The following is a 21,739-nucleotide window of genomic DNA, read 5'->3' as shown; positions in this document are numbered from 1 at the left end:
CCGCCGGGTACGGTCGCGCGGCGGTGGGCGAGGATGGCCGGAATGGTCTACCGCTACTTCTACGACTGCGAGTTCATCGAGGACGGCACCACCGTCGACCTCGTCTCGATCGGTGTCGTCGACGAGAACGGCCGCGAGTTCTACGCGGTCTCCACCGAGTTCGACGACTCCCGCGCCGTGCCCTGGGTTCGACGCAACGTGCTGGACAAGCTGCCCTCCCCGGCGGACCGGGCCTGGCGGTCGCGTGAGCGCATCCGCGACGACCTGTACGACTTCCTGGTCGAGCCGATCCGGGACCGGCCGGGGGAGCAGTTGGAGCTGTGGGCCTGGTACGCCGCGTACGACCACGTGGTGCTCGCCCAGCTCTGGGGTGCGATGCCGGCGCTGCCCCGGGAGATCCCCCGCTACACCAAGGAGCTGCGGCAGCTCTGGGACGACCGCGGTCGGCCGACCCTTCCGGAGGCGGACGCGGCCCGGCACGACGCTCTGGTCGACGCCCGGCACAATCTGGCCCGCTGGCGGGCGATGACGACCCGCTGACCGCCGGTCGTACCGCCGTAGGTTTGACCGGTTCTGTCCCGGGCATCGGTTCGGCGTACCGAAGCGGAGGAGAGTGCCATGAGCAACGAGCCGACCAGCGCAGCGGAGGCCCGCGCCCGGATCACCGAGCTGGCCCGGGCCGCACGGATCTGCATGCTCACCACGATCTCTCTGGACGGTCGGCAGGTGAGCCGGCCGATGGGCCTCCAGGAGGTCGAGTTCGACGGCGACCTGTGGTTCTTCGCCTACACCGACTCGGCCAAGGTCCGTCAGCTCCGGGTGAACCCGGAGGTCAACGTCGCCTTCTCCGACCAGAAGCACCACACCTGGGTGTCGATCTCCGGGACCGCCACCGAGGGGTTCGATCGGGCCCGGGCCGAGCGGCTGTGGAGCCCGCTGCTCAAGGCCTGGTTCCCCGGTGGGCTGGACACCCCCGGTCTCACCTTGATCAAGGTGCACGCCACCTCCGCCGAGTACTGGGACTCGCCGGGCGGCGCGGTCGTCGATCTCCTCGGCTACGCGAAGGCCGCGGTCACCGGCCGGCCACCGAAGGCCGGCGAGAACCACGAGGTGACCTTCTGACCGGGGTCGCCCCGGGGCGCGCTGTCGCCGTACCTGCGGGCCGACTACAGTGCGCTGTGACGGCCCGCCCCGGGCCGGCAACGGCGCCGATGGTCTGACCTGACACATATCCTGGGGCATATCGGGCTTTACCTGATGCTCCAGGAGGATGACGGATCATGCGTATCGGCGTGCTCACCGGCGGCGGCGACTGCCCAGGTCTCAATGCGGTCATCCGGGCGGTGGTCCGCAAGGGCGTCGCCACCTACGGTCACGAATTCGTCGGCTTCCGGGACGGCTGGAAGGGCCCGCTGGAGGGTCTGTCCCGTCCGCTGGGCATCGCCGACGTCCGCGGCATCCTGCCCCGCGGCGGCACCATCCTCGGCTCGTCCCGGACCAACCCGTTCAAGATCGAGAACGGCGTCGAGCGGATCAAGGACAACCTCGCCGAGCAGGGCGTGGACGCGCTCATCGCGATCGGCGGCGAGGACACCCTCGGCGTGGCCACCAAGCTCTACGAGCTCGGCGTGCAGGTGGTCGGCGTCCCGAAGACGATCGACAACGACCTCGGCGCCACCGACTACACCTTCGGCTTCGACACCGCGGTCAACATCGCGATGGAGGCCATCGACCGCCTGCACACCACGGCGGAGAGCCACCACCGCACCCTGGTCGTCGAGGTGATGGGCCGGCACGCCGGCTGGATCGCCCTGCACGCCGGCCTGGCCGGCGGCGCCAACGTGATCCTGCTGCCCGAGCGGCAGTTCGACGTCGACCAGGTGGCCGGCTACGTCGAGAAGCGCTTCCAGCACCAGTACGCCCCGATCGTGGTCGTCGCCGAGGGCGCCCAGCCGCTGGACGGCCAGATGGTCCTCGCCAACCAGGAGCTGGACTCGTTCGGCCACGTCCGCCTCGGCGGCATCGGCCAGTGGCTCGCCGAGCAGCTGGAGGCCAAGACCGGCAAGGAGGCCCGCACCGTGGTGCTCGGCCACATCCAGCGCGGTGGCACCCCGACCGCCTTCGACCGGGTGCTCGCCACCCGCCTGGGCCTGCAGGCCATCGACGCGGTCAACGACGGCGACTGGGGCAAGATGGTCGCGATGCAGAGCACCGACATCGTCCGGGTGCCCCTCGCCGAGGCCACCCGCGAGCTGAAGACCGTGCCGCTGGAGCGGTACGCCGAGGCCGAGGTGTTCTTCGGCAGCTGATCGACAGTCGGCGGCTCGGCGGGCCTGCGGGTCCGCCGCGCCGCGACCCGATGCGAGGGGGTACGACCGAGATGTCAGCCGGGGTGCACACGGTCGCGGTGATCGGCGCGGGCAAGATCGGTGAGCTGATGCTCTCCGGGTTGCTGCGCTCGGGATGGCCCGTGGACAAGCTGCTGGCAACCGCCCGTAGGCCGGCCCGCGCCGAGGAGTTGACCGCCCGCTACGGCGTACGGGTGGTAGACAACCTGACGGCGGTGGACGAGGCGGCGGTGCTCGCGATCTCGGTGAAACCGCAGGACGCCGCCGCGCTGCTCGACGAGATCGGCCCCAAGGTGCCGGCCGACAAGCTCGTCATCTCGCTCTGCGCCGGCCTGCCCACCAGCTTCTTCAGCCGCCGGCTGCCCGAGGGCACCCCGGTGGTCCGGGTGATGACCAACACCCCGGCCCTGGTCGACGAGGCGATGACCGCGATCTCGGCGGGCGCGTACGCCACCGGCGCCCACCTGGCGTTGGCCGAGGAGATGTTCAAGCCGCTCGGCCAGACGATCCGGGTGCCCGAGTCCCAGCAGGACGCGGTCACCGCGCTCTCCGGCTCCGGCCCTGCCTACTTCTACCTGCTGGTCGAGGCCATGATCGACGCGGGGATCCTGCTCGGGCTGCCCCGGCAGGTGGCACACGAGCTGATCGTGCAGACCGCGATCGGTTCCGCGGTGATGCTGCGCGACTCCGGCGAGCACCCGGTGAAGCTGCGCGAGGCGGTCACCTCACCGGCCGGCACCACCATTTCCGCGATCCGCGAGCTGGAGAAGCACGGGGTACGCGCCGCGTTGCTCGCCGCGCTGGAGGCCGCCCGCGACCGGGCCCGCGAGCTGGCGGCTCAGGCCGACTGAGCGTTCCGTGCGGGTGGTAGCTCAGGCCGACTGGGCGTTCCGTGCGGGTGGTGGCGCAGGTCGATTGGGCGTTCCAGGTTCGTGGCTGCGCAGGCCGCTTGAGCGTTCGGGGCTCGTGGCGGAGCCGGGCGTGCCGCATACTGGCGCGGTGTTCACACTTGCCCAGGCCCGGCACCTGGTGGCGACGCTGCAACCGCGCGTCAACGAGCTGATCCGGGTCCGGGCCGACCTGGCCGAGCTGCGTGCCGACCTCGCCGACCACGGCGTCAGCGCCCTCGGCGGGCTGGCCGAGGTGAAGGGGCTGGAGGCCCGGCTGCACGCCGTCGTCGACGAGCTGCACCAGCACGACATCCAGGTCAAGGGCATCGCTCCGGTGCTGCTCGACTTCCCCGGCGAGCGCGACGGCCGCGCGGTGCTCTGGTGCTGGCTGGAGGGCGACTCGGACGTGCGCTGGTACCACCGGGCCGAGTGCGGCTTCGCCGGCCGCCGCCCACTCTGACGCACCCCGGCCGGTCACGCCCCCGCACCCGGCCCGGCCGTCGGCCTGTGCGGCCGTCGGCCTGCCCGCCGCGGCTGGCCGTGCCTGCTCTGCGGCTGGCCTGCCCCGCCGTCGACACTTGATCCACTCGGGTTCACGGAAACCGCGGTATCCGAGTGCGGCGGACACCCCGAAATCCGTGAACCCGAGTGGATCAAAGGACGATCCGGGCCCAGCCCTCGTCAACTCCGAGTGGGGCAGGCCGGGTTCAGCCCGCCGGCGGCTCCGGCAGGACCGGGTCGGGTGTCTCGGCCACCGCGAACACCACGACGTTGTCCCGGTAGTGCCCGCTCCGCCGGTCGAAGTCGCCCCCGCAGGTGACCAGGCGCAGCTCCGCGTTGGGCGTCGGCCCGTACACCACGGCGCTCGGGAACTGGTCCTTGCGGGTCCGCAGCGACCCGGTCACCCGGAACACCAACCGCTGCCCGCCGCGCCACACCTCCACCCGGTCGCCGGACCGCAACTCACCGAGTCGGGCGAAGACCGCCGGGCCACGCCGTGAGTCCAGATGCCCGGCGAGCACGGCCGGGCCGGTGTCGCCTGGTGCCGGACCTCCGCCGTACCAGCCGGCGACGTCGAAGTCGGCGGGCGGGACCAGCGCGCCGGCCTGGTCCAGGCCCAGCACCGTGAGCGTGGAGTCGACGCCGATGCGCGGTACGCGTACCCGCGTGGGTGGGCCCTGTGGCGCGGGCGTGGCGGCCGTCGACGGGCAGGCGTCGGTGCAGCCGGGGTGCCAGCTCGCGACCGGCGGCGGCGGGGCGGTGGTGGCCAGCCCGACCCCGGTGCTGGCGGCGAGGCAGACCGCGGCGCCGGCCGCGACCAGCGCGGCCAGCGGCACCCGGCGGTCGCGGTGCCGCCGGATCGACGGGTCCGGCCCGGCGCTCACCAGGTGGTGCGCCGCCGCTGACGCCAGAGCAGCAGCGCCACCGCGCCGGCCGCCGCGGCCAGCGCGCCGGCCACCAGGGGGTACGCGTCGAGCCCGGTCCGGGCGGTGCCGCCGGCACCGGTGTCCACCCCACCGGCGGGGACGACGGTGCCGCCTTCGGCGTCGCGGCGCAGCTCGGCGGTGAGCCCGCCCTGCTTTCCGTCGAGCACCAGCAGTGAGTAGACCGCACCGCCGGTGAGGCGCACCTCGGCGTCGGTGCTCGGGCCACCGGCACCGGTCAGCTTGAGCCGCCACCTGCCCGGCTCGACCTGCTGGTAGTCGGTCGTGGTGGCGAACTGCACCCCGTCGGCGATCTTCGGGCCGTCGGCGGCGGCCACGTCGAGCACCGGGGTCCGCACGGACGCCTGCACGACCCGCACCTTGGCGCGGCCGTCGGTGGGAGCGCTGAGGTCGTCGTTGAGCACCCGCAGGCCGAGGTCGGCGTGCCGGCCGACACCGGCCACCGTGAACGCGTCGCCGCTGGTCACCGCGACCTCGGTGGTGAGCACCGGGGGATCGCTGACGGGAGCGCCGGCCTCGCGCATCGCCACCGCGTACCGCCCCGGCGCCAGCTCCAGGTAGTCGGAGACCACGCCGTAGCCGACCCCGGGGAAGACCCTCGGCTTCGCGGTGCCCGGCGCGGCCAGGTAGACGTCGACGGCGGGGGTGTCGGGGGAGAGGTGGGCGAGCCGGACGTATCCGACGGTGTCCGCGCCCATCGCGGCACCGGCCGGAACCGGGACGCCGGTGGCGGCGAGGGCGGTGCCGAGCAGGAGCGCGCCGGTGCCGGCCAGCAGCCGGCGGGGCACGGTACGGAGCGTGTGCATGTCGCCTCCGGAAGCACTTTCGGTGAGCGGATCACAACCCAGAGACAGGGTCCCGTGTACGGGACTGCGGCGCAAGTTGCCGCGTCGATGTTTTCGCGCGTGGTCACCACCCCTCCAGCGTGTGCAAGATCCGCGGGGTGGGGTGCAGCGGGCGGGCTACCGCTCGCGGATGGCCAGGAAGGCGAACAGGTCCGGCACCCCACCCGGCCCTGCCTCGGCCACCCGGATCAGCCGGAGGCCGGCGGTCACGGTCGCGTTGAGCAGGTCGGCGAGCGGCACGTGCCAGGCGCCGACCCGCACCCGGACGCCGCCGGTGTTCCAACTGTCGAAACTGCGCGACCGGTCGGCGTACCGTGCGTCGATCGCGACTCTCGGGCTCTGACTCCAGTCGGCGAACGCGCCCACGAAGCACGGGTGCACGCCCACATGGACGAAGCGCCCGCCGGGTCGCAGCACCCGGGTGACCTCACGCAGCATGGCCGGGTAGTCGGGCATGTCGGTGCTGGACAGTACGCACATCGCCGCCGGTAGCGACGAGTCGGCGACCGGCAGAGCGGTCGCATCGGCTTGGGCCACCGGCAGTCGACCGCTCGCGTGCCGCAACTGCCCACCAGACAGGTCCACGCCCAGCGGCGTCCAACCCAGACCGGCCGGCACCCTCGTGTGCGCGCCGGTGCCGCAGCAGATGTCGAGACAGGGACCTTCGCCCGTGCCGAGCAGGTCCTTCGCGATCGCGTGCACCCGCTGGAGATAGTCGCCGCCGCCCGAGATGTAGTTCTCGTACCAGTCCGCGTGCGCGTCGTACACCGCAGTGCTCGTCGTCGTCATTCGTCGAGGCTAGGGACTTGACCCCGCCCGGTCCGGTCCGTTCTTCCGAGGGCAGACGCCACGCCGACACCTGCGGTTGCGCCCGCCCGGACGCCTTCGGCCGATCGGCGACGGCAGGGCCGACGGGGGCGGCCGTGCTCGATTATCCTCAGTCGATGCGGGATCGCCGGGTGGCGCTGGTGTGGGCGGCCTTCGTGGTCGTCGCCCTGGTGTCCTGTGTGCTCGTCCTGAACCGCGCGGACCGCCTCTCCGACCTGCACATCTACTACGGCGCGCTGTCCGATCTGCACGCTGGCCGGCCGCTGTACGGGTACGAGGCGGCCAATGGAGGGCCGTTCACCTATCCGCCGTTCGCCGCCCTCGTGCTGGGTCCGATCACCGCCGCGAGTGAGGGCGTACTCCAGGGGATCTGGCTGGTGGCGACGTGCGCGGCGGTCGTCGCCATCGCCGGGGCGGTCGGTGTCGCGCTGACCACCCGGCAGTCCCGGCGACCGCTCGTCGTGGCGGTGGCGGCCACGGTGCTGATGCTCTCCGCGCCGGTGCAGAGCAATCTGCGCTTCGGTCAGGTCAGCATCTTCATCGTGCTGATGGCCCTGCTCGACGGGATGGGCCTGGTTCCGCCCCGGCTGCGCGGGGTGCTGGTCGGAGTCGCCTCGGCGATCAAGCTGACCCCGTTGCTGTTCGTGGTCTACTTCCTCGCCACCGGCCGCTATCGCGACGCGGGCCGCGCGGTGGCGACATTCCTGGCCTGCGCGGGGCTCGCCGGGATCGTGCTGCCCGGCGAGAGCTGGACGTACTGGACCGAGGCCGTGCGGCAGACCTCGCGGATCGGCAACCTGGCCTCGCTGGGTAACCAGTCCGTGCACGGGATGCTGCTGCGCGTCGGCGTGGACGAGGCGGCGTTGCCGCTGCTCTGGGCCGGTCTGGTCGCGCTCGTCTGCGTGGCGGCGTTGCTGCGGGCGCGACAGTTGACGCTGGAGGGCCGCTCCGGGCACGCGGCGGTGCTCGTCGGCTGCGCCACCGTCGCCGCGTCCCCGGTGTCCTGGACCCACCACCAGGTGTGGCCGGTGCTCGCGGCGATGCTGCTGATCGGCGCGTCCGGCGTCACCCAGCGGGCGGCCGGGGGAGCGCTGCTCGCCGCCATGGTCGTCTCGTTGGGTGCGGTTCTTGGTCCGGTGTCGACGCGGCCGGGAGTGCAGTTCCTCTTCGAGAACGCCCGTGCCATCGGGGTGGGGTTGCTGTGCCTGGTCGGTTTCGGTGGCGTCGCGGTCGCCGCTGCCCGAACGCACCGGCGGCCGGCGGGCGGGCGGGGCTGGTTGCGGGTGGGCGTGACGGCCACGGTGGCGATCGCGTTCTTCGCCGTGCAGCCGTTGCCCGCCGGCGCCGACCCGACCTTCAAGGCGTACGCACTCGACGACGTGGTCAACCCGCGATACTTCTTCGTCTGCCGTGGCCCGGTCGAGTGCGCCGCCTACGGCACCGACGCGCCGGTCACTTTCGGCACCCGGGCCGAGAAGACGAAGGTACGGGTCAACGGGGTGGTCTCCGCACAGGTGACCCGACTGGAGTATTTTTCCGCGCCGGGCGGGCCGCCCCGGGCGATTCCGCTGCTCGACGCGTACCCGGGAAGCCGGACGTTCTCGTTCCGCTCGGCGAGCATGGCGCAGGGGCGGCTCGTCGCGTACGCCTCGAACGGTGAACCGATCGCGAGCTACGACAAGGAACTCGCCGCCGCCCTCCGGACGGCCACCCGGTAGGTGATCGGGGAGGGCGGCGGCGGTGCTCAGCGGGTGGCGGCGGCCAGAGCGACGCGCAGCTTGTCGGCGTCGCCCGAGGCCGGGTGCTGCCAGTCGGTCGGCGAGGCGGAGTAGAGCGTGCCGTACGCCGGGGTGTCGGGCTGGTAGCGCCAGCCGTCGGCGAGGGAGCCCGCGTCGACGGCGTCGTAGCCGATCCGGTCGAGGAAGGCCGTTACCTCGGCCTTCGCGGCCTCGTCGTCACCGGCGATGGCGAGGGCACTGCGGTCGGCTGCACCCGTCGGCCGGGCCAGCGCGGCCAGGCCCACGAAGTAGATGTTGTTGAAGACCTTGACCACCCGCGACTCCGGCAGGTGCCGCTGGAGCAGTTCGCTGCTGGTGGTCTCGCCCGAGTCCAGCTCTGGGAAGTTCCCGTCGCGCTGGGGGTAGTAGTTGTTGGTGTCGATGACGACCTTGCCGGCCAGTGGCTCCACGGGCACCGCCCGGTACGCCTTCAGCGGCACGCTGACCACCACCAGGTCGCCCACCCGTGCCGCGTCCTGCGCGGTGCCGGCGCTGGCCTGCCCACCGAGGGTGTCGACCAGGTCGGTGAGGGTCTCCGGCCCCCGCGAGTTGCTCAGCACCACGTCGTAGCCGGCGTCGACGGCCAGCCGTGCCACGGTGCCGCCGATGTTGCCACTGCCGATCAGTCCCACAGTTGTCATGCTCGTTCCCAACTCCGCCCAGCCGTGACGAATTCCCCACCGGCGCGGTGGGTTATTCGGGTTGCCCGGCCGCGCAGACTGCCGGCCGTGCGCCGTCTCGCCGAGCTGACGGTTGCCTGGCCGTCCCGGCGAGCCCGTCCTGCACAACGTACTGCTCCCGCTGGTCACCGTCGGCGGCTCCGACGTGTTGATCAAGAGGTTTGCGTCAGAAGTGGGCCCTCGCCTGACGCAAACCTCTTGATCAACGTTCCGGCGTCAGGCGGGGAGGGTCTTCTCGATGGCGATGCGCAACTCGTCGGCGGCCGGCTGGACCTTCGGGGCGAACCGGGCGGCCACCGTGCCGTCCGGGGCGACCAGGAACTTCTCGAAGTTCCACCGGACGTCCCCGGTGTGCCCGTCGGCGTCCGGAGTGTCCACAAGCGCGGCATAGAGCGGGTGCCGGTCGGCGCCGTTGACGTCGACCTTCTCGGTCAGCGGGAAGGTGACCCCGTAGTTGACCTGGCAGAAGTCGGCGATCTCGGCGGCGCTGCCCGGCTCCTGTCCGGCGAACTGGTTGCACGGCACGCCGAGCACCACCAGGCCGCGGTCGGCGTAGGTGTCGGCGAGTTTCTGCAGGTCGGCGTACTGCGGTGTGAGGCCGCAACGGGAGGCCACGTTCACGACCAGCAACGCCTTGCCGCGGTAACGGGCCAGGTCGGCGGGGCCGCCGGACAGGGCGTCGATCGGGATGTCGAAGACTGTCATGGGTCGAGGCTACGCACCGGCGGTCGCGGGGTCGGGGCGTGGGCTCGACCGGTGCGCTCCATGCACCAGGAGAAATCGAAACATGGACATCTTGACGAACTGATGACGCCGTGAGTACCGTCTCACCATCTCTTTTGGAAAGTTTCCTAACAGTTCGGGAGACGCCTCATGAAAAGATCGCTCCGCCGGGCCCTCTGGGCCGGTGCCGTGGTCGCCGTGACCGTGGCAGCGGTACCGGTGACGACCGCGTTCGGCGCCGGCACGGTCACCACCACGTTCACCAGGGCACAGGACTGGGGGACCGGTCACGAGACGAGGGTGACCGTCACCAACGGATCGAGTGCCGCCATCAGCACCTGGCGCATCGAGTTCGACCTACCGTCGGGCACCACCATCAGCAGCGCCTGGGACGCGGACGTCACCAGCAGCGGCAACCACTACGTCGCGGTCAAGAAGAGCTGGGCCGGCGGCCTCGCCCCGGGCGCCTCGTTCAGTTGGGGCTACAACGGCACCGGCGCCTACAAGGCGCCGCTGAACTGCACCATCAACGGCGCAGCGTGCGGTGGCGGCACCACCCCGCCCACCACGACGCCACCGACCACCACCCCACCGACCACGACGCCACCCACCACGCCCCCGCCGACCACGCCGCCGCCGACCACGCCCCCGCCGAACACCGGCGGCAAGAAGGTCGTCGGCTACTTCGCCGAGTGGGGCGTCTACGGGCGCAACTACCACGTCAAGAACATCCAGACCAGCGGCTCGGCCGCCAAGCTGACCCACATCCTGTACGCCTTCGGCAACACCACCGGTGGCCGCTGCTCCATCGGTGACAGCTACGCCGACTACGAGAAGGCGTACACGGCGGCAGACAGCGTGGACGGTGTGGCCGACACCTGGGACCAGCCGCTGCGGGGCAGCTTCAACCAGCTGCGCAAGCTCAAGCAGATGAACCCGCACCTCAAGGTGATCTGGTCGTTCGGCGGCTGGACCTGGTCCGGCGGCTTCACCCAGGCCGCACAGAACCCGGCCGCGTTCGCGGACAGCTGCTACAACCTGGTCGAGGACCCGCGCTGGGCGGACGTCTTCGACGGCATCGACGTCGACTGGGAGTACCCGAACGCCTGCGGTCTGACCTGTGACACCAGCGGCCCGAACGCGTTCAAGAACGTGATCAGCGCCCTGCGGTCGAAGTTCGGGTCCAGCGCCCTGGTCACCGCCGCCATCACCGCGGACGGCAGCAACGGCGGCAAGATCGACGCCACCGACTACGCCGGCGCGATCGGCAACCTCAACTGGCTGATGCCGATGACCTACGACTACTTCGGGGCGTTCGCCGCGCAGGGTCCGACGGCGCCGCACTCCCCGCTGACGTCGTACACCGGCATCCCGCAGCAGGGCTTCAACTCCGACGCGGCGATCCAGAAGCTCAAGAGCAAGGGCGTTCCGGCCAACAAGCTGCTGCTCGGCATCGGCTTCTACGGTCGCGGCTGGACCGGGGTCACCCAGGCCGCACCGGGTGGCAGCGCCACCGGCGCGGCACCGGGCACCTACGAGGCGGGCATCGAGGACTACAAGGTCCTGAAGAACACCTGCCCGGCCACCGGCACGATCGCCGGCACCGCGTACGCCAAGTGCGGCAGCAACTGGTGGAGCTACGACACCCCGTCGACCATCAACGGCAAGATGACGTACGCGAAGAACCAGGGCCTCGGTGGCGCGTTCTTCTGGGAGCTCTCCGGTGACACCGGCAACGGCGAGCTCATCGGCGCCATCAAGGGCGGTCTCGGCTGAGCCGAGGGCCGACGCACCACCCACACGGCGGGGAGGGGCCCGCACCGTCCCTCCCCGCCCGTGACCCGGCGGCCCGGTCGACGCCCAGCGTCGGCCGGGCCGCCGTCATTGGGCTGCCCCAGCTCGATGTGGCAGACTCGCGGCTCGGCAGGTCTCGATGGCGCCGTCGACGGAGGTGGTCATGCGCTCGACCCACCGCAGGCTGGCGGCGACCGCCGCCGGGCTGGTGCTGCTGCCCGTCGTCCTGGGCGGCTGTGGCATCGGCGGCGACGCCGAAAAGGAGCCCGCGGCCAAGCCCGCGCGCGCCCCCGCCGAGGAGGCCACCACCCGCTCCCGCGAGCGCGTGCAGGCGTACCTCGACGCGATGACCGCGAAGGACGTCGCCGCCGGCCGCAGCCAGCTCTGCGCTCTCCTGCACGACGGCTTCGACCTGGGTGCCACCGGACCCAACGGTGACTTCGCCGACCACTTCCAGGTGCCCGAGGCAGCCATCACCGACATCCGGCCCGGTCCGTTCGGCCAGGAGGTCAGCGTCTCGGTCTCGGTCACCTCCGGCAAGCGCACGGTCACCCGGCCGCTGGTGTTCACCGTCACCCGTGACGGAGGCGACTGGTGCATCGCCGGCGAGGCGCCGGCCGAGGCTCCGGCCGCCAGCCCGACGCCGAACGGTCTCGTTCCCTCGCCTGCGTCCTGACCAGCACCCGGCGGATTGATCTCCCACCTGCCGGAACCGTCCCCCTCGCCGCCCGGTCACCCCGACGGTCGCCGTACGCTTTCTGTCATGCGCCATGAGTGGCATCAGCTGAGCCATCCCGGGGTGGGTAGCCCGGGCCTGCAGACCAGCCGACCGACCGTCGACTCCGCCGAGGACGCCGCGCTCGGCCTGGACCGGTGGCGGGAGTTGCCCCGCGAGCAGGTCCCGCCGTGGTCCGACCCGGCCGCCGTCGCCGAGGTCTGCAAGGTCCTCGACACCGTGCCGTCGGTCGTCGCGCCCTACGAGGTGGACCAGCTCCGGCAGAAGCTCGCCCTGGTCTGCGAGGGCAAGGCGTTCCTGCTGCAGGGCGGAGACTGCGCCGAGACGTTCGCCGACAACACCGAGAGCCACCTGCTGGCCAACGCCCGCACCCTGCTCCAGATGGCGATCGTGCTCACCTACGGCGCGTCCCTGCCGGTGGTCAAGGTCGCCCGGGTGGCCGGGCAGTACACCAAGCCCCGCTCGCTGCCGACCGACGCGCGCGGCCTGCCCGCGTACCGGGGCGACATGATCAACTCGCTGGAGGCCGACCCGGCAGCCCGGGTCGCCGACCCGCAGCGCATGATCCGGGCGTACGCCAACTCGGCGGCGGCGATGAACATGCTCCGGGCGTACCTCGCCGGTGGCCTCGCCGACCTGCACGCGGTGCACGACTGGAACAAGGGCTTCGTGAAGAACTCCCCGGCGGGGGAGCGCTACGAGGCGATCGCCCGGGAGATCGACCGGGCGCTGGCGTTCATCCGGGCCTGCGGGATGACCGACGACGAGGCGCTGCGTACCGTCACGCTCTACTGCTCACACGAGGCCCTCGCCCTGGAGTACGACCGGGCGCTCACCCGGGTCTCCGACCGTCGGGCGTACGGGCTCTCCGGGCACTTCCTCTGGATCGGTGAGCGCACCCGGCAGATCAGCGGCGCGCACATCGACTTCATCTCCCGGATCGCCAACCCGATCGGCGTCAAGCTCGGCCCGACCACCTCCCCGGACGAGGCGATCGAGCTGTGCGAGAAGCTCAACCCGGACAACATCCCCGGCCGGCTCACCCTGATCAGCCGGATGGGTAACCACCGGGTACGCGACGCCCTGCCGCCGATCGTCGCCAAGGTCACCGCCGCCGGCGCCAAGGTGGTCTGGCAGTGCGACCCGATGCACGGCAACACGCACGAGTCGTCCAACGGTTACAAGACCCGGCACTTCGACCGCATCGTCGACGAGGTGCTCGGCTACTTCGAGGTGCACCGCGGGCTGGACACCCACCCGGGTGGCCTGCACGTCGAGTTGACCGGCGAGGACGTCACCGAGTGCCTCGGCGGCGCCCAGGGCATCGAGGACCTCGACCTGCCCGACCGCTACGAGACCGCCTGCGACCCGCGTCTGAACACCCAGCAGTCGTTGGAGCTGGCCTTCCTGGTGGCGGAGATGCTCCGCGGCTGAGGCTGCGGAGCCCCTCTGTCGGTGGACCCCTCTGTCGGCAGCCGAGAAGAATGACCGTGGCCAGGTGTGCGAGACCCGCAACCGGCGGTCGAAAGGATGACAGTGGCTGACCAGTTCGTGGACCTGCGGTCCGACACGGTGACCCGGCCCACCGCCGGGATGCGGGAGGCGATGGCCACCGCCGAGGTAGGCGACGACGTCTACGGCGAGGACCCGACCGTCAACGCCCTCGAAGCCGAGGTTGCCGCCCTGTTCGGGCACGAGGCGGCGCTGTTCGCCCCGAGCGGGTCGATGGCCAACCAGATCGCCCTGCAACTGCTGGTGTCGCCGGGCGACGAGCTGCTCTGCGACGCGGACGCGCACGTGGTCACGTACGAGATCGGGGCGGCTGCCGCGTACGGCGGGATCTCCTCGCGGACTTGGCCTGCCGTCGGCGCGGACATCGACCCGGAGGCGGTGGCCGGGATGATCCGGCCGGACGGCTTCTTCGCTGTTCCCACCCGCGCGATCGCCGTCGAGCAGACCCACAACCGGGGCGGCGGCGGGGTGATTCCGCTGGGCACCCTGCGGGATCTGCGTCGGGTCGCCGACGACGCGGGCGTGGCGCTGCATTGCGACGGCGCCCGGATCTGGCACGCGCACGTCGCGGACGGCGTGCCCCTGATCGAGTACGGCCGGCTCTTCGACACGATGTCGGTGTGTCTCTCCAAGGGCCTCGGCGCGCCGGTCGGCTCGCTGGTGGTCGGCAGCGCCGCCAAGATCGAACGAGCCCGGCTGATCCGTAAGCGGATGGGCGGCGGCATGCGTCAGGCCGGCATCCTCGCCGCCGCCGGCCGGTACGCGCTCGCGCACCACGTCGACCGGCTGGCCGACGACCACGCCAAGGCTGCCCGGCTCGCCGAGGCGGTCGCGCCGTTCGGCGTGCTGGCCACCCCGGCCCGCACCAACCTGGTCGCGCTGGACCTGACCAAGCACGCCCTGGACGCGCGTGCCCTGGCGGCCGTCGCGCGGGCCGAGGGCGTACTCATCTCGGTGCTCGGCCCCCGTACCGCCCGACTGGTCACCCACCTGGGCGTCAGCGACACGGACATCGACCGCGCCGCCGCAGCCCTGCCCCGCATCCTCGCCGCGTCGTAACCCCCCACCCGGCCCTCGGCCGTGCGGCCCCTGCTGTTGATCAAGAGGTTTGCGTCATCCGGACATCGGAATCTGACGCAAACCTCTTGATCAACAAGGTTCGGCGGGGTGCAGGGGTGGGTGCGGGGCGGGGTAGTGGGGTTTCAGGGGTGCAGGCGGGTGAGGGTCTGGATGTCGGCGGCGTGGCCGACCTGCTTCTCACTCGGGGTCTCCACGACCAGGGGCACGCCGGCGGTGGCGGGGTGCGCCATCAGCTCGGCGAAGGCGGGCTCGCCGATGGTGCCCTTGCCGATGTTCTCGTGCCGGTCCCGGGTGGAACCGCACAGGTCCTTCGAGTCGTTCGCGTGGATCAGCCGTAGCCGGTCCGCGCCGACCGTGGCCACCAGCGTGTCCAGGGTCGCCGTCATGCCACCCTCCACCGCCAGGTCGTGGCCGGCGGCCCAGGCGTGGCAGGTGTCGAAGCAGACCCCGAGCATGGGGTGCCGGTCCACCGCGTCCAGGTACGGACCGAGGTGCTCCACCCGCGAGGCGAGCGACCGGCCTCCGCCCGCGCTCGGCTCGACCAGCAGCATCGGCCCACCGGCTGCGGCGGCCCAGTCGAGCAGCGGCAGCAGCTCCTGGCGGACCTGTCGCATCGCCGCCTCGGCGTGCCCCTCGTCCACCGAACTGCCCGCGTGGAACACCACCGCCTGAGCACCGATCGCCACGCCCCGACGCAGCGCGTGCGCCAGCGTCTGTGCCGACTTCTCGACCGTGGCCGGGGTGGGTGAGCCGAGGTTGACCAGCAGCGAGGCGTGGATGAACGCCGGAATGCCCCGCTCGGCGCAGCCGTCGCGGAACAGGGCGTCCTGCACCGGGTCGCCGTTGGGCAACGCCCAGCCCCGCGAGTTGGAGACGTAGACCTGGACCACCCGGGCGCCGGTCGCGTCAAGGTACGGCAGGGCGGCCTTGGCCAGCCCACCGGAGGTCGGAGTGTGCGCGCCCACCGGACGCGAGGTGACCGCCGGCATCAGAAGCACGTGAGGACGACGGCGGTGCCGGGCTGCACCTGCGCGTTCTCAGTCGGAAGCTGGATCCGGACGGTCGCGTTCGGGTTGACCGCCATCGTCACCGGGAAGCCCTGGCTCTCCAGCACCTGCTTGGCCTGCTGGCAGGGCAGGTCGATCACCCGCGGCATGACGGTGAACGGCGGACCCTTGCTGACGTCCAGCTTGACCTGGGTGCCCTTCTCCACGCCGGAGCCATCGGCCGGGCTCTGGCCGAGGATCTCGTCCTTGGGCTTGTCGGAGTCCTTGTAGGTCTCCACCAGGACCAGATTGAGCTGGGCCAGGGTGGTTCGGGCTTCGGTCAGGCTCTTACCGACCAGGTTCGGCACCGACACCGGCGCCCGGCCCCGGCTCAGAATGAGGGTGATCTTCGCACCGGGTTTGACCTCGGTGCCCACCTTGGGGGAGCTGTCCAGCACGACCCCGGCGGGCAGGGTGTCGTCGTAGCGGGCGGCGCCCTTGGCCACCACCAGCTTCACGTTGACCAGATCCGCCTCGGCGAGCTCGAACTCCTTGCCGATCACGTCCGGCACGGGGAAGCGCTCCGGACCGAGGGAGAGGGTCAGGGTGATCGTGCCACCCTTGACGATCTTGGTGGTCGAGGCCGGGGTCTGCCCCAGCACGCTGTCCTTCGGGGCCTTCTCGTCGAAGCGCGGCTCGCCGTACTCCAGGGTGAGCCCGGCCCGGTCGGCCTGCGCCTGCGCCTCGGCCTTGCTCAAACTCACCAGCTGCGGGGCGGTCGTGTAACGGCCGACACCGAACCACCAGCCCCCGAGCGCGGCCACCAGGCCCAGCGTCACCACCACGGCCGCGACGGCCAACCGGCCACGCGGACTCGCCATCAGTGTGCTGCGCAGCGCGGCGAGCCGCGACCCCAGGCCCTCCGCAGGCTCCGGAGCGGCCCGACGTCGACCCGCACCCTGGTTGCCGCCCTCGGGCAGCCGCGCCCAGGCCGGGCGGTCGGGAGGCCGGACCGTCGCGACCACCATGGTCGGCTGCGACAGTGGCGCATCGCCGCTCACCGGGCGGAGCACCGCGGTGTGGGTGTTGCCGTCACCCAGGCGCTCCCGGGCTGCCTGGACCTCGGTCAGCAGTGCGCCGGCGTCGGCGGGCCGCGCACCGGGATCACGTCGAGTGGCGCGCTGCACCAGGTCGTCGAGGACCGGTGGCAGGTTGGGAACCAGCATCGAGGGTGCCGGTACGTCCCGGTCGACGTGCTGCCAGGCGACGTCGACCGGGCGGTCCCCGTCGTAGGGCACGCGGCCGGTGAGCATCTCGAACAGCACGATGCCGGCCGAGTAGACGTCGGTACGTGGATCGGCGCGGCCCTCGGTGACCAGCTCCGGTGCGACGTACGCCACGGTGGCCATCAGCTGGGTGCCCTGCTCGTCGTCGGCGCTCGCCTCGACCGCCCGGGCCAGACCGAAGTCGGCAACCTTGACGACGCTGTCGACCAGGTTGGCGACGCCGCCGGTGGGTGCCTCGGCGACCAGCACGTTCTCCGGCTTGACGTCCCGGTGCACCAGACCTGAACGGTGCGCGGCGGCGATCGCGGCGAGCATCTGCTCGGCGATGGCCAGCGCCTCGTCCGGGTTGAGCCGGCGGCGCTCGGCCAGCACGTCGCGCAGCGTGCGGCCGCGGACGTACTCCATCACCAGGTACGGCAGGCCGGCGTGGGTGCCCTGGTCGTAGACGGCCACCACGTTCGGGTGGGTCAGCCGGGCGATGGTCTTCGCCTCGTCGGTGAAGCGGGCCACGAAGTTGGCGATCCGGGCTCTGGCCTCGGGCGCCTGGGTCGGGTGAATGATCTTGACAGCGACGGTGCGCTCGAGGCGCTCGTCGGTGGCGGTGTACACGGTCGCCATGCCACCACGGGCCACGCGACCGCGAATGCGGTAGCGCCCGTCGACCAGCGAGCCCAGCAACGTGTCGGCGACCTGAGTGTCCATCGGCAGGGAGTCTATGTGTCCAGGGGGTGAAGGTTGAACAGGATGCTACAGCCGATCGCCGAACTGGTTCGTCCCGCCGCGCTCGCCGCCCTTCGTCCCCTGGTCAGCGGTGCGTACGAGCCAGGGCGTCGATCGGCTCTCCGGGGTGCCGGTGGCTCGTCGCGGTGACGGCGTGGCAGGGTGGTCGGGTGACCGAACCCGTACCCGACCAGGCCGTGCCCGGCCCGGAGCTCGCCGGCCCCACCGACCCCGCCGGTTGGCTGACCCTGCCCGACGTCGCCGAGCGTCTCGACGTGTCGATCAGCAAGGTGCACCAGATGATCCGTGACCGGGAGTTGCTGGCGGTCCGCCGCGACGGCGTCCGCCGCATCCCGGCGGACCTGGTTGCCAACCAGACGGTGCTCAAGCACCTACCCGGCGTGCTCAACCTGCTCTCCGACAACGGCTACGACGACGAGGCCGCCCTGCGCTGGCTCTACGAACAGGACGACAGCCTCCCCGGGAACACCCCCGCCGCCGCCCTCTCCGGTGACCAGGCCCGCGAAGTGAAACGTCGAGCCCAGGCCGAAGGCTTCTAACCCGACCCTCCCCGACTTCCTCCCGTCGATCATGAAGTTAGCGGCGCGACACGCCGAGGCGAAGGCCGCTAACTTCATGATCAACGAAGGCGGCGGGGGCCGGAGAGGCGGAGGCCGGGGCGGGGGGCGGGGGTTAGTCGGCTCGGCGGGTTGCGGCTATGGCCAGGTCTACCAGGGCCTGGCGGGCCTCGGTGTCGAGGTCGACGGCGGTCAGGGCGGCCAGCGCGGCGTCGGTGAGGGTGACGATCCGCTGTTCGGTACGGGCGAGCGCCCCGCTCGCGGTGATCAGCTCGCGTAGTCGGGCCACCCCCTGCTCGTCCAGCTCCGGATCGCCGAGCCGGCCGAGCAGCAGCTCGCGGCCCGCGTCGTCGGTGGTCTCCACGGCAGCCGCCACCAGGTAGGTGCGCTTGCCCTCCCGCAGGTCGTCCCCGGCCGGCTTGCCGGTCAGTGCCGGATCACCGAAGACCCCCAGCACGTCGTCGCGGAGCTGGAACGCCTCGCCCAGCGGCAGCCCGTACGCCGAGTAGGCCGTCCGCACGTCGGCCGTCGCGTCGGCCAGCGCGGCACCGAGCAGCAGTGGACGTTCGACGGTGTACTTCGCCGACTTGTACCGGGCGACCTTGCTGGCCCGTTCCACCGAGGTGTCCCCGGTGGCCTGCGTCAGCACGTCGAGGTACTGACCGACGGTGACCTCGGTGCGCATCTCGTCGAAGACCGGCCGCGCCCGGGCCAGCACCCACGGGTCCAGCCCCGCGGAGTGCAGCAGCTCGTCGGACCAGACCAGACAGAGGTCGCCCAGCAGGAGAGCTGCGGCGTCGCCGAAGCTGTCCGGGTCACCACCCCAGCCGGCCTGCCGGTGCCGGGCGGCGAACCGCCGGTGCACCGCGGGCTCACCACGGCGGGTGTCGGAGCGGTCCATCAGGTCGTCGTGCATGAGGGCACTGGCCTGGACGAACTCCAGCGCCGCCAGAGCGGCGAGCACCGGTTCGCCGTCGACCCCACCAGCGCCCCGGAACCCCCAGTACGCGAATGCCGGACGCAGCCGCTTGCCGCCACCGAGCACGAAAGCCTCGATCGCCTCCGCCACCGGGATCAGCGCGTCGTCCACGGCGGCGAGCCGGGCCCGTTGACCGGCCAGGAACTCGGTGAGGGCCTTGTCGACGCGCTGGCGAAGGTCGGCGCGGTCGACGGGAGACACGGGAGCAGCGTGGGTCACGTCCCGACGCTAGCCGGTCCCGATGGCCCGCGCTCCACCGCCACGCGTAGTCCCAGCGGTGCGACCGGGGCCGGTGCGCCCTGCCGGTGACGTGCTGGCCCGAGCGGCGCGGCCCGGTCCGGTGGCTCGGGTCGGGGCGGCCCGGCGGGCGGCCGCGGCGGCCTCGGCGAGCGTCACCAGCGGCACGCCCAGGACGACGGCGAGCCAGCCGAGCCAGAACCCGCCGGGCACCCGGCGCTGTCGTTCCCAGCGGGACACCTCGTGCCGGCTCAGCGTCGGCACCCCGGCGGCGGCACACAACTCGGCGGCGGTGCGCTGCTGGCTCCAGCCACGGGCCAACCGGCAGCGGGCCAACAGCGGCCCGAGCTGCGCGGGGCGCGGCGGTACGGGTGGGGTCACGGGTCCTCCTGGCGGGCGTCGGCGCGGTGACGACCCACCCCGCCCGACCGGTCGGGCGGGACGGACAGCACCGCTCGGTTGCTGACCCCCGCACGGGCCCCAGGGCCGCCCCCGCCGCCCCTCCCGTGCCACCCATTCCTACCCCGGGGGTACGACGCCCTTCGCGCCCACCGGGCCAGGACGCGCGCGGGGCGACACCCGTCACCGGGTGGGAAGCTCCTGGGTCGTGGGGGCCTCGCCCGCTAGAGTCAGGTCGTGGCGCTCGGTCTTCCCTCGGTACTCCCCAATCCGCAGCCGGCGATCGGGGAGCTCATCCGTGAGCGTCAGCCGACCTTCTCGTTCGAGTTCTTCCCGCCCAAGACCGAGGCCGGGGAGCGGCTGCTCTGGCAGGCCATCCGCGAACTGGAGTCGCTGCGTCCGTCGTTCGTGTCGATCACGTACGGCGCGGGTGGGTCGACCCGGGACACCACGGTGGCGGTGACCGAACGGATCGCCACCGACACCACCCTGCTGCCGATGGCCCACCTGACCGCGGTCGACCACTCCGTCGCCGAGCTGCGGCACGTGATCGGCCGGCTCGCCGGAGTGGGGGTGCGCAACGTGCTGGCCGTGCGCGGCGACCCGCCGGGCAACCCGGGCGGCGAGTGGATCCGCCACCCCGAGGGCGTGGACTACGCCGAGGACCTGGTCCGCCTGGTGCGCGATTCCGGCGACTTCAGCGTCGGCGTGGCGGCCTTCCCGTACAAGCATCCCCGCTCGCCCGACGTGGCCAGCGACACCGCGCAGTTCGTCCGCAAGTGCCGGGCCGGCGCGGCGTTCGCGATCACGCAGATGTTCTTCGACGCCGACGACTACCTGCGGCTGCGTGACCGGGTGGCCGCGGCCGGCTGCGACACCCCGATCCTGGCCGGGGTGATGCCGGTGACCCAGATCGGCACCATCGAGCGGTCCGTGCAGCTGTCCGGCGCGCCCTTCCCGCCGGCGCTGGCGGCCCGCTTCGAACGCGTCGCCGACGACCCGGAGGCCGTCCGCCGGCTCGGCGTCGAGCAGGCCAGCGAGATGTGCCGTCGACTGCTGGACGAGGGTGTGCCGGGGATCCACTTCATCACCCTCAACCGGTCCACCGCGACCCGTGAGGTCTGGCAGAACCTGAAGGCCGGCGCGCGGGTGTGAATGCTGGTCCTGCGACACCAGATGCCCGGCGCGACGGTTGATCCGTGGTGGGCACACAGCTGAACTGGGACCAGTACGCCACGGCCTGGGCGCGGTTGCACGGCGGGTTCGACCCCCGGGTCGCGGCGCCGGTGGTGCGCGCCTGGCTGCGATTCGCGTACCACGTGGGGTATGTGCTGGGCCGGCTGCGGGTCAGCCCCACCGCGGTCACCGTGGCCGGGGTGCTGCTCTGCTTCTGCGTACCGTTGCTGGTGACCCGGCCGGGGAACGGCCTCTTCCTCGGCGCGTTGTTCGTGCTGCTCGCCGCCGTGGCGGACAGCGTGGACGGCGCGGTGGCGGTCGCCACCGGTCGCACCACCCGGCTCGGCTACGTCTACGACTCGGTCGCCGACCGGCTCGGTGAGGTGGCCTGGCTGCTGGCGTTCTGGCTGGTCGGCGCGCCGGGCGCGCTGGTCGTGGCGGGCGGCGCGCTGTCCTGGCTGCACGAGTACGTCCGGGCCCGGGCGGTCGCCGCCGGCATGCGCGACATCGGCGCGGTGACCGTGGGCGAGCGCCCCACCCGGGTCTCGGTGGCGCTGGCCGGGCTGCTGGTCGCCGGGTTGGCCGGGCTGATCGAGCCGGACCTGGCCGCCGGCACCATCACCATGGCGACCGCGGTGTGGGTGCTGTTGGCCGGCTTCGGTCTGGGGCAGCTGCTCTCCACCATCCGCCGTGCCCTGCTCGACGCCGGCTGAGCAGCC

Annotated in this window: 22 protein-coding genes; 13 read left to right on the top strand and 9 right to left on the bottom strand. The window is 72.1% G+C overall.

The window, feature by feature from the left end; all coding sequences use genetic code 11:
• Positions 1–42: 42 nt before the first annotated feature.
• The 5 genes from ABGB10_RS03245 (at position 43) to ABGB10_RS03225 (ending at position 3,698) form a co-directional block, all read left to right on the top strand.
• A complete protein-coding gene (locus tag ABGB10_RS03245; protein ID WP_347659686.1) occupies positions 43–540 on the top strand; it encodes a polyadenylate-specific 3'-exoribonuclease AS in 498 nt (165 codons plus the stop codon).
• A 78-nt stretch (positions 541–618) separates the two neighbouring features.
• Complete coding sequence (locus tag ABGB10_RS03240; RefSeq protein ID WP_347659322.1) at positions 619–1,122, top strand: pyridoxamine 5'-phosphate oxidase family protein; 504 nt, start codon at positions 619–621, stop codon at positions 1,120–1,122.
• Between the two features lie 158 nt (positions 1,123–1,280).
• On the top strand, positions 1,281–2,309 hold the full coding sequence (locus ABGB10_RS03235) for a 6-phosphofructokinase (RefSeq protein ID WP_203151341.1): 1,029 nt from the start codon (positions 1,281–1,283) through the stop codon (positions 2,307–2,309).
• A gap of 71 nt (positions 2,310–2,380) precedes the next feature.
• Positions 2,381–3,199 carry a pyrroline-5-carboxylate reductase gene (gene proC / locus ABGB10_RS03230; RefSeq protein WP_347659321.1) on the top strand — a complete coding sequence of 273 codons (819 nt, stop codon included), beginning with the start codon at positions 2,381–2,383 and terminating at the stop codon, positions 3,197–3,199.
• Between the two features lie 148 nt (positions 3,200–3,347).
• Positions 3,348–3,698: a DUF2203 domain-containing protein gene (locus ABGB10_RS03225; RefSeq protein ID WP_347659320.1), complete on the top strand. Its 351-nt coding sequence runs from the start codon at positions 3,348–3,350 to the stop codon at positions 3,696–3,698.
• 247 nt (positions 3,699–3,945) lie between these two features.
• Here ABGB10_RS03225 and ABGB10_RS03220 read toward each other — a convergent pair whose 3' ends face one another.
• From ABGB10_RS03220 to ABGB10_RS03210, 3 genes are all read right to left on the bottom strand, one after another.
• Positions 3,946–4,623 carry a class F sortase gene (locus tag ABGB10_RS03220; protein ID WP_347659319.1) on the bottom strand — a complete coding sequence of 226 codons (678 nt, stop codon included), beginning with the start codon at positions 4,621–4,623 and terminating at the stop codon, positions 3,946–3,948.
• Positions 4,620–5,489, bottom strand: a complete 870-nt coding sequence (locus tag ABGB10_RS03215; RefSeq protein ID WP_347659318.1) for a DUF4397 domain-containing protein — start codon at positions 5,487–5,489, stop codon at positions 4,620–4,622. The genes ABGB10_RS03220 and ABGB10_RS03215 overlap by 4 nt, the downstream gene beginning before the upstream one ends.
• Before the next feature lie 156 nt (positions 5,490–5,645).
• Positions 5,646–6,317, bottom strand: coding sequence for a methyltransferase domain-containing protein (locus tag ABGB10_RS03210; RefSeq protein WP_347659317.1), 672 nt, complete (start codon positions 6,315–6,317; stop codon positions 5,646–5,648).
• 155 nt (positions 6,318–6,472) lie between these two features.
• Between ABGB10_RS03210 and ABGB10_RS03205 the strand changes: the two genes are divergently transcribed.
• Positions 6,473–8,074 carry a glycosyltransferase 87 family protein gene (locus ABGB10_RS03205; protein WP_347659316.1) on the top strand — a complete coding sequence of 534 codons (1,602 nt, stop codon included), beginning with the start codon at positions 6,473–6,475 and terminating at the stop codon, positions 8,072–8,074.
• A gap of 26 nt (positions 8,075–8,100) precedes the next feature.
• Here the strand turns inward: ABGB10_RS03205 and ABGB10_RS03200 are convergent, their stop codons facing one another.
• Positions 8,101–8,775: an NADPH-dependent F420 reductase gene (locus tag ABGB10_RS03200; protein ID WP_347659315.1), complete on the bottom strand. Its 675-nt coding sequence runs from the start codon at positions 8,773–8,775 to the stop codon at positions 8,101–8,103.
• A gap of 255 nt (positions 8,776–9,030) precedes the next feature.
• Complete coding sequence (locus ABGB10_RS03195; RefSeq protein ID WP_347659314.1) at positions 9,031–9,519, bottom strand: glutathione peroxidase; 489 nt, start codon at positions 9,517–9,519, stop codon at positions 9,031–9,033.
• 168 nt (positions 9,520–9,687) lie between these two features.
• Between ABGB10_RS03195 and ABGB10_RS03190 the strand changes: the two genes are divergently transcribed.
• The 4 genes from ABGB10_RS03190 to ABGB10_RS03175 all read left to right on the top strand — a co-directional run bounded on the left by ABGB10_RS03190 (position 9,688) and on the right by ABGB10_RS03175 (position 14,638).
• Positions 9,688–11,313 (top strand): glycosyl hydrolase family 18 protein, encoded by a 1,626-nt coding sequence (locus tag ABGB10_RS03190; protein ID WP_347659313.1) that lies wholly within the window; start codon positions 9,688–9,690, stop codon positions 11,311–11,313.
• Positions 11,314–11,494: 181 nt separating this feature from the next.
• The gene (locus tag ABGB10_RS03185) at positions 11,495–12,007 is read left to right on the top strand and encodes a hypothetical protein (RefSeq protein WP_347659312.1); all 513 of its coding nucleotides are present in this window, start codon (positions 11,495–11,497) and stop codon (positions 12,005–12,007) included.
• Positions 12,008–12,094: 87 nt separating this feature from the next.
• Entirely contained in the window at positions 12,095–13,501 is a 1,407-nt protein-coding gene (locus ABGB10_RS03180; protein WP_278140811.1) for a 3-deoxy-7-phosphoheptulonate synthase class II, read from the top strand.
• Between the two features lie 102 nt (positions 13,502–13,603).
• Positions 13,604–14,638 carry a GntG family PLP-dependent aldolase gene (locus ABGB10_RS03175; RefSeq protein WP_347659311.1) on the top strand — a complete coding sequence of 345 codons (1,035 nt, stop codon included), beginning with the start codon at positions 13,604–13,606 and terminating at the stop codon, positions 14,636–14,638.
• 143 nt (positions 14,639–14,781) lie between these two features.
• Here the strand turns inward: ABGB10_RS03175 and ABGB10_RS03170 are convergent, their stop codons facing one another.
• Positions 14,782–15,648, bottom strand: a complete 867-nt coding sequence (locus ABGB10_RS03170; RefSeq protein ID WP_347659685.1) for a deoxyribonuclease IV — start codon at positions 15,646–15,648, stop codon at positions 14,782–14,784.
• Positions 15,648–17,633 carry a Stk1 family PASTA domain-containing Ser/Thr kinase gene (pknB, locus tag ABGB10_RS03165; RefSeq protein WP_347659310.1) on the bottom strand — a complete coding sequence of 662 codons (1,986 nt, stop codon included), beginning with the start codon at positions 17,631–17,633 and terminating at the stop codon, positions 15,648–15,650. The genes ABGB10_RS03170 and pknB overlap by 1 nt, the downstream gene beginning before the upstream one ends.
• A gap of 215 nt (positions 17,634–17,848) precedes the next feature.
• Here pknB and ABGB10_RS03160 point away from each other — a divergent pair, with 215 nt between their 5' ends.
• Positions 17,849–18,211, top strand: a complete 363-nt coding sequence (locus ABGB10_RS03160; RefSeq protein WP_347659684.1) for an Rv2175c family DNA-binding protein — start codon at positions 17,849–17,851, stop codon at positions 18,209–18,211.
• Positions 18,212–18,344: 133 nt separating this feature from the next.
• Here the strand turns inward: ABGB10_RS03160 and ABGB10_RS03155 are convergent, their stop codons facing one another.
• Together ABGB10_RS03155 and ABGB10_RS03150 are read right to left on the bottom strand one after the other, a co-directional pair.
• Positions 18,345–19,427 carry a polyprenyl synthetase family protein gene (locus ABGB10_RS03155; RefSeq protein ID WP_347659309.1) on the bottom strand — a complete coding sequence of 361 codons (1,083 nt, stop codon included), beginning with the start codon at positions 19,425–19,427 and terminating at the stop codon, positions 18,345–18,347.
• 9 nt (positions 19,428–19,436) lie between these two features.
• Complete coding sequence (locus ABGB10_RS03150; RefSeq protein ID WP_347659308.1) at positions 19,437–19,826, bottom strand: helix-turn-helix transcriptional regulator; 390 nt, start codon at positions 19,824–19,826, stop codon at positions 19,437–19,439.
• Between the two features lie 255 nt (positions 19,827–20,081).
• On the opposite strand from ABGB10_RS03150, the gene metF reads away from it, so the two are divergent.
• A complete protein-coding gene (gene metF, locus ABGB10_RS03145; RefSeq protein ID WP_347659307.1) occupies positions 20,082–20,999 on the top strand; it encodes a methylenetetrahydrofolate reductase [NAD(P)H] in 918 nt (305 codons plus the stop codon).
• Positions 21,000–21,043: 44 nt separating this feature from the next.
• Positions 21,044–21,733 (top strand): CDP-alcohol phosphatidyltransferase family protein, encoded by a 690-nt coding sequence (locus ABGB10_RS03140; RefSeq protein WP_278140805.1) that lies wholly within the window; start codon positions 21,044–21,046, stop codon positions 21,731–21,733.
• Positions 21,734–21,739: the final 6 nt, after the last annotated feature.

Source organism: Micromonospora sp. B9E7, from assembly GCF_039871815.1.
In the GTDB taxonomy this organism is placed as follows: domain Bacteria; phylum Actinomycetota; class Actinomycetes; order Mycobacteriales; family Micromonosporaceae; genus Micromonospora.
Note: the sequence above shows the minus strand (reverse complement) of the source record. Positions and strands in the feature narration are given on the sequence as shown.

Excerpts from the sequence above, each read along its gene's own strand:
- ABGB10_RS03245 (WP_347659686.1), top strand. The coding sequence starts at position 43 with ATGGTCTACCGCTACTTCTACGACTGCGAGTTCATCGAGGACGGCACC.
- ABGB10_RS03215 (WP_347659318.1), bottom strand. The coding sequence starts at position 5,489 with ATGCACACGCTCCGTACCGTGCCCCGCCGGCTGCTGGCCGGCACCGGC.
- ABGB10_RS03180 (WP_278140811.1), top strand. The coding sequence starts at position 12,095 with ATGCGCCATGAGTGGCATCAGCTGAGCCATCCCGGGGTGGGTAGCCCG.
- ABGB10_RS03210 (WP_347659317.1), bottom strand. The coding sequence starts at position 6,317 with ATGACGACGACGAGCACTGCGGTGTACGACGCGCACGCGGACTGGTAC.
- ABGB10_RS03205 (WP_347659316.1), top strand. The coding sequence starts at position 6,473 with ATGCGGGATCGCCGGGTGGCGCTGGTGTGGGCGGCCTTCGTGGTCGTC.
- proC (WP_347659321.1), top strand. The coding sequence starts at position 2,381 with ATGTCAGCCGGGGTGCACACGGTCGCGGTGATCGGCGCGGGCAAGATC.
- ABGB10_RS03190 (WP_347659313.1), top strand. The coding sequence starts at position 9,688 with ATGAAAAGATCGCTCCGCCGGGCCCTCTGGGCCGGTGCCGTGGTCGCC.
- ABGB10_RS03170 (WP_347659685.1), bottom strand. The coding sequence starts at position 15,648 with ATGCCGGCGGTCACCTCGCGTCCGGTGGGCGCGCACACTCCGACCTCC.
- ABGB10_RS03240 (WP_347659322.1), top strand. The coding sequence starts at position 619 with ATGAGCAACGAGCCGACCAGCGCAGCGGAGGCCCGCGCCCGGATCACC.
- ABGB10_RS03235 (WP_203151341.1), top strand. The coding sequence starts at position 1,281 with ATGCGTATCGGCGTGCTCACCGGCGGCGGCGACTGCCCAGGTCTCAAT.
- ABGB10_RS03200 (WP_347659315.1), bottom strand. The coding sequence starts at position 8,775 with ATGACAACTGTGGGACTGATCGGCAGTGGCAACATCGGCGGCACCGTG.
- ABGB10_RS03185 (WP_347659312.1), top strand. The coding sequence starts at position 11,495 with ATGCGCTCGACCCACCGCAGGCTGGCGGCGACCGCCGCCGGGCTGGTG.
- pknB (WP_347659310.1), bottom strand. The coding sequence starts at position 17,633 with ATGGACACTCAGGTCGCCGACACGTTGCTGGGCTCGCTGGTCGACGGG.
- ABGB10_RS03195 (WP_347659314.1), bottom strand. The coding sequence starts at position 9,519 with ATGACAGTCTTCGACATCCCGATCGACGCCCTGTCCGGCGGCCCCGCC.